At 74.0% G+C, this 15,930-nt stretch carries 14 protein-coding genes; 3 read left to right on the plus strand and 11 right to left on the minus strand.

What is annotated here, in order from left to right; all coding sequences use genetic code 11:
- Nucleotides 1-3 precede the first annotated feature (3 nt).
- The 7 genes from IEJ02_RS22615 to IEJ02_RS22645 form a co-directional block, all read right to left on the minus strand.
- Nucleotides 4-864 carry a hypothetical protein gene (locus tag IEJ02_RS22615; RefSeq protein WP_223864267.1) on the minus strand — a complete coding sequence of 287 codons (861 nt, stop codon included), beginning with the start codon at nucleotides 862-864 and terminating at the stop codon, nucleotides 4-6.
- A 67-nt stretch (nucleotides 865-931) separates the two neighbouring features.
- The gene (locus tag IEJ02_RS22620; RefSeq protein ID WP_191066528.1) at nucleotides 932-2,464 is read right to left on the minus strand and encodes a hypothetical protein; all 1,533 of its coding nucleotides are present in this window, start codon (nucleotides 2,462-2,464) and stop codon (nucleotides 932-934) included.
- A 130-nt stretch (nucleotides 2,465-2,594) separates the two neighbouring features.
- Nucleotides 2,595-3,638 (minus strand): DUF2891 domain-containing protein, encoded by a 1,044-nt coding sequence (locus IEJ02_RS22625; RefSeq protein WP_191066582.1) that lies wholly within the window; start codon nucleotides 3,636-3,638, stop codon nucleotides 2,595-2,597.
- A gap of 56 nt (nucleotides 3,639-3,694) precedes the next feature.
- On the minus strand, nucleotides 3,695-4,339 hold the full coding sequence (gene pcp, locus IEJ02_RS22630) for a pyroglutamyl-peptidase I (RefSeq protein ID WP_191066529.1): 645 nt from the start codon (nucleotides 4,337-4,339) through the stop codon (nucleotides 3,695-3,697).
- Nucleotides 4,340-4,353: 14 nt separating this feature from the next.
- On the minus strand, nucleotides 4,354-5,322 hold the full coding sequence (locus IEJ02_RS22635) for a DUF979 domain-containing protein (RefSeq protein ID WP_191066530.1): 969 nt from the start codon (nucleotides 5,320-5,322) through the stop codon (nucleotides 4,354-4,356).
- The gene (locus IEJ02_RS22640) at nucleotides 5,319-6,041 is read right to left on the minus strand and encodes a DUF969 domain-containing protein (protein WP_191066531.1); all 723 of its coding nucleotides are present in this window, start codon (nucleotides 6,039-6,041) and stop codon (nucleotides 5,319-5,321) included. The genes IEJ02_RS22635 and IEJ02_RS22640 overlap by 4 nt, the downstream gene beginning before the upstream one ends.
- A gap of 141 nt (nucleotides 6,042-6,182) precedes the next feature.
- The gene (locus IEJ02_RS22645; RefSeq protein ID WP_223864259.1) at nucleotides 6,183-6,929 is read right to left on the minus strand and encodes a GntR family transcriptional regulator; all 747 of its coding nucleotides are present in this window, start codon (nucleotides 6,927-6,929) and stop codon (nucleotides 6,183-6,185) included.
- Nucleotides 6,930-7,174: 245 nt separating this feature from the next.
- On the opposite strand from IEJ02_RS22645, the gene IEJ02_RS22650 reads away from it, so the two are divergent.
- The 3 genes from IEJ02_RS22650 to IEJ02_RS22660 are packed head-to-tail and all read left to right on the plus strand — an operon-like array spanning nucleotide 7,175 to nucleotide 9,506.
- Nucleotides 7,175-7,954, plus strand: a complete 780-nt coding sequence (locus IEJ02_RS22650; protein WP_191066532.1) for a LamB/YcsF family protein — start codon at nucleotides 7,175-7,177, stop codon at nucleotides 7,952-7,954.
- Entirely contained in the window at nucleotides 7,951-8,601 is a 651-nt protein-coding gene (pxpB, locus tag IEJ02_RS22655; protein ID WP_191066533.1) for a 5-oxoprolinase subunit PxpB, read from the plus strand. Before IEJ02_RS22650 ends, pxpB begins: the two co-directional genes overlap by 4 nt.
- On the plus strand, nucleotides 8,598-9,506 hold the full coding sequence (locus IEJ02_RS22660) for a 5-oxoprolinase subunit C family protein (protein WP_137976703.1): 909 nt from the start codon (nucleotides 8,598-8,600) through the stop codon (nucleotides 9,504-9,506). The genes pxpB and IEJ02_RS22660 overlap by 4 nt, the downstream gene beginning before the upstream one ends.
- Here the strand turns inward: IEJ02_RS22660 and IEJ02_RS22665 are convergent.
- From IEJ02_RS22665 to IEJ02_RS50435, 4 genes are all read right to left on the minus strand, one after another.
- The gene (locus IEJ02_RS22665; protein ID WP_137976704.1) at nucleotides 9,503-9,769 is read right to left on the minus strand and encodes a WhiB family transcriptional regulator; all 267 of its coding nucleotides are present in this window, start codon (nucleotides 9,767-9,769) and stop codon (nucleotides 9,503-9,505) included. The two genes, IEJ02_RS22660 and IEJ02_RS22665, sit on opposite strands and share 4 nt — an antisense overlap.
- Before the next feature lie 216 nt (nucleotides 9,770-9,985).
- The gene (locus IEJ02_RS22670) at nucleotides 9,986-10,990 is read right to left on the minus strand and encodes an ankyrin repeat domain-containing protein (protein WP_191066534.1); all 1,005 of its coding nucleotides are present in this window, start codon (nucleotides 10,988-10,990) and stop codon (nucleotides 9,986-9,988) included.
- Complete coding sequence (locus IEJ02_RS22675) at nucleotides 10,987-14,631, minus strand: hydantoinase B/oxoprolinase family protein (protein WP_191066535.1); 3,645 nt, start codon at nucleotides 14,629-14,631, stop codon at nucleotides 10,987-10,989. Before IEJ02_RS22675 ends, IEJ02_RS22670 begins: the two co-directional genes overlap by 4 nt.
- Nucleotides 14,628-15,926, minus strand: coding sequence for an SGNH/GDSL hydrolase family protein (locus IEJ02_RS50435; RefSeq protein WP_317985878.1), 1,299 nt, complete (start codon nucleotides 15,924-15,926; stop codon nucleotides 14,628-14,630). The genes IEJ02_RS22675 and IEJ02_RS50435 overlap by 4 nt, the downstream gene beginning before the upstream one ends.
- Nucleotides 15,927-15,930: the final 4 nt, after the last annotated feature.

Here is a 15,930-nt window from a genome sequence, read left to right on the forward strand (position 1 = left end):
GGTTCAGGAGTGGAAGGGGAGACCGGCGTCGGCCACCAGGTCGAGGTCGTCGCCCTGGTCGGGGGGCAGCAGGGTGGCGCTGCCGTCGCTGACGGGGACGACGCCGAGCTCCAGCAGCTCGGCCATGGCGGCGGACGCCGCCATGTCGCGCACCTGGAGCTGGTAGCGGGCGGTCGTGCGGTAGGTGCCGCCGGATTCGTCCCCGGTGCGCTGGAGGAAGCCGGAGTCGACCAGGAAGGCGACGGCCTTGCCGACGATGCCGGTGGTGGAGCCGGCGAGCCTGCGCGCGTCCTTGGTGGCGCCGGTCGCGCTGCGCCGGGCGTAGACCCGCCAGGCGGACTCCAGCCCGGGCGCACCGGTGGCGGGGTCGGTGTTCTCCCCCTGCTCCTCGGCGCGCTCCTCCAGCCGCCGGCACGCCTGGCGGACGAAGGCGTCGACGCCGTTGACGGTGACGCGGCCGATATAGCCGTCGTCGGCGAGGTCCTCGGGGCGGGGGAACGCCAGGGCGGCGACGGCGAGATGGGCGAGGCCGTGCAGGAACCGGTCGGCGGAGTCGGTGGCGGCGCGGCGGGCGTAGTCGCCCATGCGGACGGCGAAGACGGAGTCCTCGGCGGCGGTCACCGCCATTCCGGCGCGGGTCGACACCTCCAGCACGATGAGCCCGAGCCCGGCGGCGACGGCGTCGGTGAGGCGCGCGAACGCCGGTTCGTCGCGGTGGCGGCGCAGCAGCTCGGCGTATTCGACGTCCCGCGCGGGCAGCAGCTTGGGCTGGAGCCCGAAGGCCACCAGCCGCGCGGCGTCGGCCGCGTCGGCGGGCGTCAGCCCGGCCGCCGCCGGGGCGGGGGCCGCGTCCGGCGGTGTCATCTCGTCGATGTCGTACTCGGTCACGGCTGAACCTCCTCGCACGCGGCGTACTCATCGGTCGCGGCCATCACGCCACCTCCGCGCGGTCGGCCGCCATACCGGCCGCGTCCAGCAGGGCGGTGCCCACTATCAGGTCGGCGCCGCCGAATTCGGGGTCGTCCAGCTCGGTGCCGTCGTCCACGGCGAACAGCAGCCGCTGCTCGCCCTGGCGGTAGGCGGTGCCGACCGGGGGGCTGGCGGCGTGGACGGCGAGGAGGGCGATCAGATAGGGCAGATCGGGGTCGCGGCGGCGGGCGTCGGCGAGCAGCCCGGACAGCCGTCGGGGAGCGTCCGCGGGCAGTTCGAGCAGTTCCATGGCCACCGCCAGCTGCTCCTCGCTGAAGCGGCTGTCGTCGGGGGTGGCGATGAGATCGGGCTCGGGCATCTCGGCGCCGAGGTGCTCCCGCTCCACGGGCGGGGTGAGCAACATCTCGACCAGGTCGCTCATCCGCACCGAGGTCGGGGTGCGCAGCCCCGTGCCACGGGCGAAGAACGCGTCGGTGACCCGGCCCGCGCGCTCCAGCGGCAGCGGGAGGACGGGGGCCAGCAGCTGTCCGTACAGGTCGTATCCGGAGCGCGGGGCCGGGGGCGCGAAGGCTTGGCGGTCCTGCTCGGCGCGGAACAGCGGCCCGGCCTCCAGCAGCCGGGACTGCAGCTGGGTGTGGCGCCGGATGCAGTCCTTGACGATGTCGACGAGCTCGGCGGCGCGCCGCTTGTGCTCGGCGCCCTCGGCCTCGTCGCGCGCCTTGCGGATGTTGGTGAGGATCGCGTTCTCGTGGCGGTAGCGGTCGGCGACGTGGTCGAGCGCCTCGCTGATCAGCTCGGGGACGGTGCTCAGCCAGTCGACGGCGCGGACGTTGCGCCGGGTGGCGTCGAGGGTGCGGCGCAGCGTCTCCGAGTACTGCACGGTGCGGTAGCGGGCCTGCTCGGCGGCGAGTTGGGCATCGGCGAGGCGGCCCCGGCTGATGAGGACCTCCAGCTTGACCTCGGCGGCGATCTGCGCGCTGGTGACGTCCGTGTCGAGGGCGCCGACCAGGACGTTGACCGCCTCGTCGGTGGTGCGCAGATAGACGCTGCCGCCGGGCCCCGGCACCTCCTCGATCAGCTTGAAGTCGTAGTCCCTGCGGACATACACCCCATCGGGCCCGAACGTGCCGTAAACGGCGCGGAAGCCGCGGTCCACGCTGCCGACGTTGATCAGGTTCTCCAGCACCCAGCGGGCGACGCGGTCGTGCTCGGCGGCGGGGCGCCCGGGGGCCTGGGCCGCCACCCGGGGCAGCAGCCTGGCCACTATCTGCTCGTGGTCGGCGCCGGTGTCGAAGTCCATGTGGAGCGTGACGAGGTCGATGGCGGCGAGGGCGACCTCCGCCATCGCGTACACCCCGTACTCCCCCGCGAGGTTGGCCTTGCGCGCGTCCAGGTCGTGCAGCGGCGCGGTGCAGGCGAGCGCGCGCAGCCGCCGGGCCAGGCCCTCGTCGGCGGCCGGGCCCGGGGCCGGCCGGGCAGCCCCTTCAGCGGTGTTGAGCTGGGGCGCGGCGGCCCCCGGGGGTGGAGATGTCACGTCGCACAGAGTAGGCGGTCGCACCGACAACGTACGAAACGGCACGGAGATCCCGCTATGGCATACCAGGTCCCCCGCGCGTGCACGCGGGTACACCGGCGCGTCCCCCGCACCTCACCGATCCGTCAGTCTACGGCTCACCGGCCGGTGGTCCGTCCAGGGCGAGCGCCGCGAAGGTGGCGAGCCAGTGGTCGCCGGTGAAGTCCCCGGAGACGGTGGCCGGGAGCCCGGCGGCCAGATGGTCACGGGCCGCCGTCCGCAGCACGTCCGCCCGCGGATCGCCGTGCGGCAGGGCGGCGGCCAGGCGGCGGAGCGCGGCGGCCCGGCTGAGGATGAGGCCGAGGAGGTGACCGATCTGTGGATCGGCGGGGTCGGAGACTATGGGCGGGGTGAGCACGGTGACGGGCGCGCCCCATTCGACACCGGGGAGGAAGCGTTCCAGCCAGCGCGCGAACTCCTCCTCCGGCAGCACCCGGCACATCGCCTCGGCCTCGGTGAGCGCGGGCGAGAGGAAGTCCTGTCCGGAGGGCTCCCAGTGGACGGGGGCGTCGCGGTCGTCGGCGAACCAGTCGAGGACGGCCTCGGTGACGGGCTCGACGATGCCCTTGGCGCCCGCGGCGGCCGCGCTGTCCAGGACCAGGCCGAGGGCGAAGGCGCTGTTGGTGTGGACGCCGTGCCGCACCGGATAGGTGGCGCGTTCCAGCCATCCGCCCAGCAGCATACAGACGGCGTCGGCGGCCGGTTCCAGGGCCTCGGACCAGCGCTCGCCCGCGGGTCCCGGCAGGCTCCGGCACTCGGCGGTCAGCGCGAGCAGCCAGGCCCATCCGTAGGGGCGCTCGAACCAGGGATGGGCGCGCAGATAGTCCGCCTCGGCGGCGAGGGCGCCGGCGTTGAGGTGCCCGTCCAGTACGGCGGTGACCTCGTCGGCGCGGACGCGGTCGGGGCAGCGGCGCAGCAGCCGGACCAGCAGCCAGTGCATATGGACCGCGGAGTGCCAGTCGTAGGAGCCGTAGAAGGCGGGGTGGTGCCGGCGCGGCTCCACCAGGTCCTGGGGTCCGCGCAGCAGATGCCCGGGGGCGTTGGGGTAGGCCCGGGTGACGTTGGCGGTGGCGAGGGCGGCGAACCGGGCCGCGTACCGGCCGAGTTCGCTCCCCGTCCCGTCCGGCTCGTTCATCTCGTCCGGCTCGTTCGCCGCGTCCGGCTCGTTCGCCGCGTCCGGCTCGTCAGCGTTCAATGCGTGGCCCCCTCGGCGACGCGCAGATCGGTCCGGGTGCTCACGGCCGCCGCGATGATCGCCCGCAGCGCGTCGGCGGCCATGGCGGCGGGCAGTGCGGGCTCGGCGCCGTCCACGACCTGTTCGGGCGCGTACGGAAGGTGGACGAAGCCGCCGCGCAGGGCGGGCCGCTCGGTGGCGATGAGATGGGCCAGACCGTAGAAGACGTGGTTGCACACAAACGTTCCGGCGGTCTGCGAGACGGCGGCCGGAATCCCGGCCTCGCGGACGGCCGCGACACACGCCTTGACGGGCAGGGACGCGAAGTAGGCGGCGGGACCGCCCTCGACCACCGGTTCGTCGATGGGCCGGCGTCCGGCGTTGTCGGGTATGCGGGCGTCGTCCACGTTGATCGCGACCCGCTCGACGGTGACGCCGGGACGGCCGCCCGCCTGGCCCACGCACAGCACCAGGTCGGGGTCGGCCTCCGCCACGGCGGCGGCCAGCTCCTCGAGGGCGGTGCCGAAGACGCAGGCGAGCTGCACGGCCGTGACCTCGGTGCCGGGCGGCGGATCGGCGGCCACCAGGGACACGGCCTGCCACGACGGGTTGACGGCCGAGCCCGCGAAGGGTTCGAAGCCGGTGAGAAGCACGCGGGTCACAGCAGCGGCCCCCTTCAGAAGGCGAACAGCGAGATGATGGCGATGTTGCAGATCAACAGCGCCCCGGCGGTGGGGATCTGCGCCTTGATGGGCCCGTACTGGTCCTTGAGCTCCAGCAGGGCGGCGGGCACCAGGTTGAAGTTGGCGGCCATGGGGGTCACGAGGGTGCCGCAGAATCCGGCCAGCATGCCGACGGCGAGGACGACGGGCGCGTCCCCGTGCATCTGCTCGATGAGCACGGGCCAGCCGATGGCGGCGGTCATCACCGGGAAGGCGGCGAACGCGTTGCCCATGATGACGGTGAACAGGGCCATTCCCACGCAGTAGACGGCCACGGCGACGTACTTCTGGCCCTCCGGCAGCACCTGTTCGGTGATCTTGCCGACCTGGGTGCCGACCCCGGCCTCCTGGAAGATGGAGCCGAGCACGGCGAGCAGCTGGGGCAGCAGCAGCGCCCAGCCCATGGACTCCAGCAGGCTCCGGCCCGCGTGCAGCGGCACCGCGGGCCGCCGCTCGCGCACCACGGCCATGGCGACCAGCAGTCCGACGATGGCGCCGAAGCCGAGGCCGAGGATGGTCTCGCTGCCGGCCTCCAGGACCGGTTCGCCCCCGATGTGCCAGTGCTTGACGGCCGAGGCGCAGACGACGGCGACCAGCGGGATGGTGAGCGCCGGGACGAACAGCCTGCTGCCGAGCCGGGCGGCCGAGGCGGCGCGCTGCTCGGGCGTGGTGGTGCGCGGCACACCGCGCCCGGTGAGCTGGAAGCCGCCCAGGCAGACCATGGCGAGGACGGCGACGCCCAGCGGTTCGGCCGGGGCCTTCTTCTCCACCACCCAGCTGCTGTAGAAGAAGCAGCCGCCGAGCAGCCCCCAGAAGGCGGCCGAGCCGAGGCGCTTGGGGTTGGTGCGGTCGACGACCATCTGGGCGGCCATGGCGAGGAAGACGGCGCCGACGAGCCAGTAGAACCACTCCGCCTTGATCACTTGGCTTCCTCCGCGGTGCGGCTGCCCTCGGCAGCGGTTCGGCCGCCGGAGGCGGCGAGGTCGTGGTCCAGTGAGCGGTCCAGGCGCAGCAGCCGGAAGCCGTGGATGAGGAACGCGCAGACGGCGGTGGGGATGGCCCACAGCGCCAGCTGAAGCGGCTCCAGGTGGGTGTGGTACGTGGTGTTGACGAACCCGGTGATCAGCAGGATCGAGCCGATGGCCAGGAAGCAGTCCTCGCCGAAGAACAGCCCGACCGTGTCGGCGCTCGCGGAGTACGAGCGGACGCGCTCGCGGATCCGCTCCGGCAGCGGGCCGTGGCGGCGCTCCGCGGCGCCCTCGGCCATCGGCGCGACCATGGGCCGGACGCTCTGGGCCGGGCCGCCGATGCTGGTGAGGCCGAGAGCGGCGGTGAGCTGGCGCAGCAACAGGTAGAGGGCGAGGAACCGGCCGGTGGTGAGCTTGCCGAGCCGGCCGATGAGGATACGGGCCTGTTCCTGGAGGCCGTGGCGCTCCAGGAGGCCGATCACGGGCAGGGTGATGACGAAGATCGTCACCGAGCGGCTGGAGGCGAAGCCGTTGCCGAAGGCCGCCAGGATCTCCTGGGGCGAGAGCTTGGCCAGCAGTCCGGTGGCGATGCCGGCGACCCCCACCACCAGCAACGGGTTGCGTCGTGTGGCGAATCCGAGGATCACCACGAGGACGCCAAGGAGAACGATCATGCGTCTCGCCTTCCGCGCACAAGGACCTCACGGGGGGCGTGAGGAGGGTGCACCGGAGGCTAGGCGTTCGTTCAACGATCCGACAAGAGCCTGAAACGAACTTGTTCCGGCCCCGCCGGATCGTTTACCGCTGGGAAACCCCTATCGCCGGAACATCTTCCGCCCGTAGGCGTCGGCCAACTGCCCCTGGGAATCGTCCAGATAGGAGGCGAGCAGCCGCTCGGCCTCCACCGCGTCGCCGCCCTGCAGCGCCTCCAGGATCTGGCGGTTGCGCACCAGATAGGGGGCGTGGAAGCGGCGGGGGTCGGCCATGACGTGGAAGACCAGCCGGAGTTCGGCCAGCACCGCGCGCATGAGTTCATCGGCGCGGGGGCTTTCGGCGAGGGAGACGATCGCCTGATGGAAGCGGATATTGGCGGTGGACAGGTCCTGCCAGGCCCGGTCCCGCGCGGCGCGCTCGCCCGCCAGCACCGCCGCCTCGACCGCCCGCACCTCGTACGGCGGCTCGCCCAGACCGCGCACCGCCGCGCATTCGACGAGCCGGCGCACGCGGTAGATGTCGTTGAGGTCGTCGACCGTGACGACGCGGACGAAGACGCCGCGGTTCAGCTCGTGCACCAGCAGCCGCTCATGGGTCAGCAGGCGGAACGCCTCCCGGAGGGTGTTGCGCGAGACGCCGAGCGCGCCGCCGACGCTGTCCTCGGACAGCCGGGTGCCGGGCGGGAAGAACCCCTCGGCGATGCGGTCGCGCAGGATGTCCGCGACCCGCTCCGCCGTGCTGGTGCGGCCCAGCAGCGCCCGGTCGGCCTCGAGTCCGGCGGCGAGACCGGGGGCCGGGGCGTACCCGGCCGGCTCCGCCCGCTCCGCGGCCTCCGGCGACCCCGACATCTCCGGCGACTCCTCCGGCGGCTCCTCCGACGGCTCGCCGGAACGGCGCTTTACGCCCTTTGTCCCCTTCGCCACATCAGCCCCTGTTCGGTGTCTCGTTCGTCCCGTATAGCGAGAAGTCAAGCCCAGAAACCCTCACCGGACAACATCTATCTTGTCGGATCGTTCAACGATCGCTTACCTTGTGGTGCCATCCGCGGCCACCCGCGACCCCGCACGCATCCCCCACGCCCGAACGGACGGATATGACCGCATCCTTGGCGAACCTGTCCATCGATCTCAACGCCGACCTCGGCGAGGGGTTCGGCCGCTGGCAGCTCACCGACGACGAGGCCCTGCTGTCCATCGTCACCAGCGCCAATGTCGCCTGCGGCTTCCACGCCGGGGATCCCTCGACCATGCGCCGGGTGTGCGAGCTGGCCGCCGAGCGCGGGGTGCGCGTCGGGGCCCAGGTCTCCTACCGGGACCTGGCCGGTTTCGGCCGGCGCAGCATGGACGTTCCGCCCCGGGAGCTGGCCGACGAGATCGCCTATCAGATCGGCGCGCTGGAGATCTTCGCGCGTGCCGCCGGGACGCGGGTGCACTACGTCAAGCCTCATGGCGCGCTCTACAACCGCGGCGTGCACGACGAGGCGCAGGCCGCCGCCGTGGTCGAGGGCGTCAGGCTGGCGGCCGGAGGTCCGCTGCCGGTGCTGGGGCTGCCCGGGTCCCGGCTGCACGATGCGGCCCGCGCGGCCGGGCTGCCGGTGATAGCCGAGGCGTTCGCCGACCGCGCCTACACCGCCGCCGGGACGCTCGTGCCGCGCGGCGAGCCCGGCGCCGTGGTCCACGACCCGGACACGGTGGTCGAGCGCGCCCTCGGCTTCGCCCGCGACCGCGCGGTGACCTCGATCGACGGACGGCGCATCGAGGTGGACGTGCGCTCGCTGTGCGTCCACGGCGACACCCCCGGCGCCGCCGAACTCGCCCGCCGGGTGCGGTCCGAGCTGGCCGCCGCGGGGGTGCGCGTGGCGGCGTTCACATGACGGTGCGGACCCTGCCCGTCGGTGAGCACGGGCTGCTCATCGAGCTCGACAGCGGCGAGGCGGCCGAGGCGCTCCACGCCGAGCTGCTGCGCCGCGCCGCCGCGCGGCGGCTGCCCGCCGTGCGCGAGATCGTGCCCGCCGCCCGCAGCGTGTTCCTTGACGGGCTCGCCGACCCCGGGCGGCTCGCCGCCGAGCTGCCCGGCTGGCGGATACCGCCCCTCGACCGCGGCGACAGCGAGATCGTCGAGGTGCCCGTGCGCTACGACGGGCCCGATCTGGACGAGGTCGCGCGGCGGTGGGGGGTGACGCCCGAGGAGGCCGTACGGATCCACTCCGGCGCCGAGTTCCGGGTGGCCTTCTGCGGCTTCGCGCCCGGCTTCGGCTATCTGACGGGGCTGCCCGAGCGGTTCCACGTACCGCGCCACGCGACGCCCAGGACCCGGGTGCCGGTCGGCTCGGTGGCCCTCGCGGGCGGGTACACGGGCGTCTATCCGCGCTCCTCCCCCGGCGGCTGGCAGCTCATCGGCACCACGGACGCCGTGCTGTGGGACACCGCACGGGAACCGGCGGCGCTGTTCACCCCCGGCACCCGCGTCCGCTTCGTCCCGGTAGGGGAGAGCACGGCCCCGGAAGGGGCGGCGACATGACCGACAGCGCCTTCGTCGTCGTACGGCCGGGAGCCCTGACCACCGTCCAGGATCTCGGCCGCGTCGGCCATGCCCATCTCGGGGTGCCCCGCTCGGGGGCGCTCGACCAGCCCGCCCACCGGCTCGCCAACCGCCTGGTGGGCAACTCCGAGGGGGCCGCGACCCTGGAGACCACGCTCACCGGCTGTGCGGTGCGGCTGCGCCGCCCGGCGACGGTCGCGGTCACCGGCGCGCCCTGCCCGGTCACGGTCGACGGCCGCCCGGTCGCGTGGGGCGCGGCCGTACGGGTGCCGTCGGGCGCGCTCCTGGAGGCCGGGGCCGCCGCCCATGGGGTGCGCAGCTATGTGGCGTTCGACGGCGGTGTCGAGGCCGAGCCGGTGCTCGGCAGCCGGGCCACGGATGTGCTCTCCGGTCTGGGACCGGCGCCGCTCGCGGACGGCGCGGTGCTGCGGCTCGGGCGGCCGCGCGGGCCGGTGCCCGCTGTGGACGGGGTGCCGCATCGGGGCGTCGCGCCCGAGCTGGTGCTCCCCGTGGTGCTCGGTCCGCGTGACGACTGGTTCACCCCCGCGGGGCTGCGCACCCTCTCCACCGGGGACTTCCGCGTCTCGGCCGCGAGCAATCGGATCGGCCTGCGGACCGAGGGCCCCTCGCTGGAGCGGGCGCGGGACGGTGAGCTGGCCAGTGAGGGCATGGCGCTCGGCGCGCTCCAAGTCCCGCCCGACGGACGGCCGGTGCTCTTTCTCGCCGACCATCCGACGACCGGCGGCTACCCGGTCGTGGGCGTCGTGCCGGAACGGTGTCTGGCCGCCGCGGCGCAAGCCGTCCCCGGCACTCCGGTACGGTTCACCCCGCTGGGCCGGGCCTCCTGGAGGCCGCCTGCCGGGCGGACCGTGCCGGACGCCTAACGGGCGCGCCGTGCGCCGACGCGCTCCCTGCGCTGGGCCTTGCGGCGCAGCGCGCGGCGCTCCTCCTCACCGGTGCCGCCCCAAACCCCGTGGGTCATTCCGCTCTCCAGTGCGTGGTCCAGGCATTCCTGGATCACCGGACAGCGGTGACAGACCGCCTTGGCCAGCGCCTCCTGCTTCCGGGCCGCCGGGCCTGCCACTCCCACGGGGAAGAACAGCTCCGGATCCTCGTGCGTGCATTCGGCGTTATGCCACCAGGCCATGGCTGCCCCTTCCGTGAACGATCGCTGAAGCACCCGCCGTCGGGCTCACGCGCGGGGGGCGCGGGCGGGCGCCCGTGAGTCATGCGGGCGCGTCGGGCGGGCTTTGACAGGGTTCGGGTTTCCGGTCGTGGCGGCGGCAAACGGATCCGAACACGCCATGCCTCATATCGGGCTGCCTGGTTGAGCCCCGGGGCGGTCCCGGCACCTCCAGGGGCGTCAGTCCCGCAGCGGCTCGGGCAGCAGGATGACGCTGCTGCCCGGCCGGCCGATCCACCGCGGACCGCCGTCGACCGCGACCCCCGTGACCGCGGCGGCCATCGCCAGCGCCCGCGCCGTCCAGCCGGACGGATGCCCGCCGTCCCCGAAGCGATAGCGCCACGCCTCCTCCGGATCGCCCTGCTCCGGGTCGAGCATGACCTCCCCGGAGGAGCACATCGCCCCGTCGCGGGCTATGGAGGGGTGGATGAGCGCGTCGGGGTGGTCGAAGACCGAGACGGCCACGGTGCCCCGGGAGAGCGGTGCCAGCACCTCCTCGCCATGGATGGCGATCCCGTCGAACTGCTGGAGCACCACACCGCCGGGCGCCGCGCCGACCAGCACCCGCCCCTCCTCCTCCAGCAGGACATCCGCGTAGTCGGCCTCGCCGTCCTCCTCGCCGTCCTCGTGCTCGTGCTCGTCCTCGCCGATGGTGGCGACGATGTCTCCGCCCAGCGCGGCCACGACCTCCGGCACGCTCCGCCCGGCCACGAACGCCACACAGCCCCAGTCCTGATACTCCCCACCCTCGCCGTCGAAGGCGGCGATCAGCTCATCGGCCGCCCGCTGCGCGGCCCGCTCCTCGGGGGACGGCTCCCGGGCGCCCGGCGCCCCGGCCACCAGGTCGGCCAGCGACGTCCACCACGCCAGCTCGCCCGGGCACCGCCCGTCGGCCTCCCGGGGCCGCCAGGGGTCGGCCCCGGCCGCGATCAGCGCCGACGCCTTCTCGCGGTCCCAGTTGCGCACCGCGTGCCACAGCGGGGTGCGGCCCGCCTCGTCCGGCTGGTCCACCTCCCGCGCCACCGTGAGCAGTTCGGCCAGCACCTCGGCGCTTCCCGAGCAGGCCGCTGAGTGCAGCGGCGCCATATGGCCGCCGAGGATGCGGTCGGGGTCGGCTCCCGAGGCGAGCGCGGCGCGCACGGCCCGCAGATCCGTCCAGTCGTGGATGTCGTGCCAGTCGGTCATGCGTCCAATCTGTCATCCGCCACCGACAATCCGTCCCCGGCCTCCTCCGGCGGGCCGTAACCGCCGCCGCCCGGGGTGTGGACGACCAGGACGTCCCCCGCCCCGACGTCCGCCGCGTCGCGGCCGTCCAGGCGGTCCACCGAACCGTCGGCGCGCTCGATCAGGTTCGCGCCCAGCGCGCCCGGTTCGCCACCCGCCATGCCGTACGGGGCCACCCGGCGGTGGCCGGTGAGGAGGGCGACCGTCATCGGCTCCAGGAAGCGGACACGGCGGGTGACGCCGTGGCCGCCGCGCCAGCGGCCGCGGCCGCCGCTGCCCCGGCGGATCGCGAAGCTCTCCACCCGCACCGGGTAGCGCCACTCCAGCACCTCGGGGTCGGTCAGCCGGGAGTTGGTCATATGGGTCTGTACGGCGTCGGCGCCGTCGAAGCCGTCCCCCGCGCCGGAGCCACTGGCGACCGTCTCGTAGTACTGGACGCGGTCATTGCCGAAGGTGACGTTGTTCATCGTGCCGGAGCCCTCCGCCTGGACGCCCAGGGCCGCGTACAGGGCGCCCGTGACGGCCTGGGAGGTCTCGACGTTCCCGGCGACCGTGGCGGCCGGGAAGACGGGCGCCAGCATGGAGCCCTCGGGGATGCGGACCTCCAGGGGCTTCAGACAGCCGCTGTTGAGCGGGATGTCCTCGGCGACCAGCGTGCGGAAGACATAGAGCACGGCCGCCATCACCACCGAGCTGGGCGCGTTGTCGTTGCCCGGCCGCTGGGGCGAGGTGCCGGTGAAGTCCAGGACGGCGCCGCGCGCGTCGCGGTCCACCGTAAGGCTGACGCGGATGACCGCCCCGCCGTCGGTCTGGTAGCGGTACGAGCCGTCGCGCAGCCCGGCGACGATACGGCGCACCGACTCCTCGGCGTTGTCCTGGACGTGGCCCATATAGGCGTGCACCACATCGAGGCCGAACTGCCCGATCATCCGGCGCAGTTCCTGGATGCCCTTCTCGTTGGCGGCGATCTGGGCGCGCAGATCGGCGAGGTTGGCGTCCGGCGCGCGGGACGGATACGGCCCGCCGGTCAGCAGCTCGCGGGTCTCCCGCTCCCGCAGCGCCCCGTCCCGTACCAGCAGCCAGTTGTCGAAGAGGACGCCCTCCTCCTCGATGGTGCGGCTGAAGGCGGGCATGGAGCCGGGGGTGATGCCGCCGATCTCGGCGTGGTGGCCGCGCGAGGCCACGAGGAAGAGCAGCTCGTCCCCCGCCTCGTCGAAGACCGGGCTGACCACGGTGACATCCGGCAGATGGGTGCCTCCGTGGTACGGGTCGTTGATCGCGTACACATCGCCGGGCCGCATCGCGCCCCCGTTGCGCCGCAGCACCTCCTTGATGGACTCGCCCATGGAGCCCAAGTGGACGGGGATGTGCGGGGCGTTGGCGATGAGGTTGCCCTCGGCGTCGAAGAGGGCGCAGGAGAAGTCGAGCCGCTCCTTGATGTTGACGGAGTGGGCGGTGTGCTCCAGGCGGACGCCCATCTGTTCGGCGATGGCCATGAAGAGGCTGTTGAAGACCTCCAGCATCACGGGGTCCACCTCGGTGCCGACCGCGGTGGTGCTCGGGCGCGGCCGGACCCGGGTGAGCAGCAGATGGCCGCGCTCGCCCATGGTGGCCTGCCAGCCCGGGTCGACCACGGTGGTGGCGTCCTCCTCGGCGACGATCGCGGGCCCGGTGACCCGGTCCGAGGGGCGCATACGGTCGCGTTCGTAGAGCTCCGTCCGCTGCCAGTGCCCTTCCGAGAACATCCTTACGGTCGTCACGGGCACCAGTTCGCCCTCCCTGGGCGGCCGTTCCACGGCATGGCCGCCGGTGGGGCCGGACGCGCCGACCGCCTCGACCGACACCGCCTCGACGACCAGCGGCTTGTCCATGGTGAAGGCGTAGCGGGTGCGGTGCGCCCGGACGAAGTCCTCGGTCATCGCGGGGGCGGAGCCTACGGGTACGGGGATGCTGGAGTCGGTGCCCGCGTACCGCAGATGGACCCGGGCGAGGGTGCCCAGGGTGTCCTCCGGGACCCCGTCCGCGAGCAGTTCGCCGCGGGTCTGATCGGCCAGCCGCGCGCACAGCTCGCGCACCCGCGCCAGCGTCTCCTCGCCCAGCTCCGCCTCGACGGCCTGCTCGCGCATGGCGGTGGCGTCGGCCACCCCGATGCCGTACGCGGAGAGCACCCCCGCGAGCGGCGGCACGATCACTGTGCCGATGCCGAGCGCGTCGGCGACCGCGCAGGCGTGCTGGCCGCCCGCGCCGCCGAAGCTGGTGAGCGCGTAACGGGTGACGTCACGGCCGCGCTGCACGGAGATCTTCTTGACCGCGTTGGCCATGTTGAGCACCGCGATTTCCAGGAAGCCCGCCGCGACCTCCTCCGGTCCGCGCCGGTCTCCGGTCGCCTCCGCGATCTCCTCGGCGAGCGCGGCGAAGCGCTCCCGGACCGTCGCCGCGTCCAGCGGCTGGTCGGCGTGCGGGCCGAAGACCGCGGGGAAGTGGTCCGGGTGGATCCGGCCGAGCATCACATTGGCGTCGGTCACGGTCAGCGGGCCGCCGCGCCGGTAGCAGGCGGGGCCGGGGACGGCACCGGCCGAGTCCGGCCCCACGCGGTAGCGCCGGCCGTCGAAGTGGAGCACCGAACCGCCGCCCGCCGCCACGGTGTGGATGTTCATCATCGGGGCGCGCATCCGCACCCCGGCGACCTCGGTGCCGAAGATCCGCTCGAACTCGCCCGCGTAGTGCGAGACATCGGTCGAGGTGCCGCCCATGTCGAAGCCGATGACGCGGTCGTGTCCGGCCTCGCCGGAGGAGCGCGCCATGCCCACCACACCGCCCGCGGGCCCGGACAGCACCGCGTCCTTGCCCCGGAAGTGCGCGGCCTCCCGCAGCCCTCCGTTGGACTGCATGAACATCAGCCGGATACCGCGCAGTTCGGCGGCCACGTCCTCCACATAGCGGCGCAGAATGGGCGACAGATACGCGTCGACCACGGTGGTGTCGCCGCGGGACACCAGCTTCATCAGCGGGCTGACCTCGTGCGAACAGCTCACCTGCGCGAAGCCGAGGTCTCGGGCCACCGCGGCGACCCGCTGTTCGTGCGCGGCGTGCCGGTAGCCGTGCAGCAGGACGACGGCGGCGGCGCGGAAGCCGTCGCGGTGGGCGGCGCGCAGCGCCTCGGCGGCGGCGTCGAGGTCCAGGGGGCGGACGACCTCGCCATGGGCGTCCACCCGCTCGGGGATCTCCACCACCCGGTCGTACAGCGCCTCCGGGAGCAGGATCCGGCGGTCGAAGAGGCGGGGGCGGTTCTGGTACGCGATGCGCAGCGCGTCCCGGAACCCTTCGGTGACGACGAGGACGGTCGGCTCACCCTTGCGCTCCAGGAGGGCGTTGGTGGCGACCGTGGTGCCCATCTTGACGACGTCGATCCGGTCGGCCGGGACCGGATCGCCGGGGCCGAGCCCCAGCGTCTGCCGGATCCCGGCGACGGCGGCGTCCGTATAGCGCTCGGGGTGGTGGGACAGCAGCTTGCGGGTGACCAGACGGCCGTCCGGACGCTTGCCGACGACGTCCGTGAAGGTTCCGCCCCGGTCGATCCAGAATTCCCAGCGACCCGTCACCCCGCCATTGTCGCAGCGGACGGCGGTGGGTCGGCGATGAGCGGATCGGCGGGCGGGCGGGGCACCGGGTCGGCGGAGGCGGGCACCTGGACGCGCGGGCCTGCGGACGAGGGCGCGGACCGCTGGGCGAGCGGATCGGCGGAGGGGCGGGGCAGTGGGCCGGTGGTGGACGGGTGCGGGAGGAGGGCGGGGGCCGGGCCGCGGGTCACCGCGGTGAGCGCGGCGAGCGTCGCCCGCCGGTCCCGGTCCTCGAGCAGATGTCCGGTGCCCTTGAGGCGGTGGCGCCACTCCAGGGCCGCCAGCGCGACCAGGCCGGGCAGCAGGTCCGTGCAGCGGTCCGCGACCCACCGGGTGCCGCGGGTCGCCATCCACCACGCGGAGGCGGCGCGCGAGGGCGCGGGGCCGTCGAGCTCCAGGGACGGCGGGGCGCCGGTCGCGATGGAACGGGCGCGCAGGGCGCTGTGGAACTCCCTGGCCAGCAGCCGGTGCCCGAGCTCGCTCGGATGCAGCCGGTCCACGCTCCACGCCCGCCGGTCGGCGACCCAGGTGTGGTCGCTCAGCTCCACATGGACCGCCTCGTGGCGCTGGGACAGCGCGTGCACCACGGTGTTCACCGCGCGCATCCGGCGGCCCAGCGGGCGCGCCAGCGCGGACGGCAGCCCCAGCATCCGCCCGGGGTCGGGCAGGCAGGCGGTGAGCACCACGGCGCCGTCGGCGCGCAGCGCGCCGATCGTGCGGTCAAGGGCCTCGGCGACCCGGTGGATGTCGAACGAGTCGCGCAGCGTGTCGTTCCCGCCGACCACGACCGACACCAGGTGGGGGCGGGCGCGGCGGGCGGCGGGCAGCTGTTCGTCGGCGACGTCGGCGGCCAGCGCCCCGCTGCGGGACAGATTGACGAACTCCACGGGCTCATCGGGGTGCGGCCCTGCCGCGGCCGCCAGCAGCGCGGCCCAGCCACGCCATCCGCCGCCGGGCGCCGGGTCGCCGAGCCCCTCGGTGAGCGAGTCGCCGAGGGCGGCGAACCGCAGCCTGCGCGGCTCCGCGGCATCGCCGATGCCCGGCGTCGTCCCCTGCGCCGTGCCCCGGGGCGTGGCCTTGCCCGTACCCGACGCCGTGACCCGGGGCGTGCTCGGGTCCGTGCCCTGCGACGGGGCCTGAGCCGTGGCCCGGGGCATGCCCTGGGCCGTGCTTCGCGCCATGGCCCGGGCCGTGCCCTGCGACGGGGCTTGGGCCGTGCCCTCAGCCGTGACCCGGGCGATGCCCTGCGCCATGGCGTTGCCCGCGCCCTGGGGCATGCCC

The organism is Streptomyces sp. 5-10, from assembly GCF_014712245.1.
Taxonomy (GTDB): Bacteria; Actinomycetota; Actinomycetes; order Streptomycetales; family Streptomycetaceae; genus Streptomyces; species Streptomyces violaceusniger.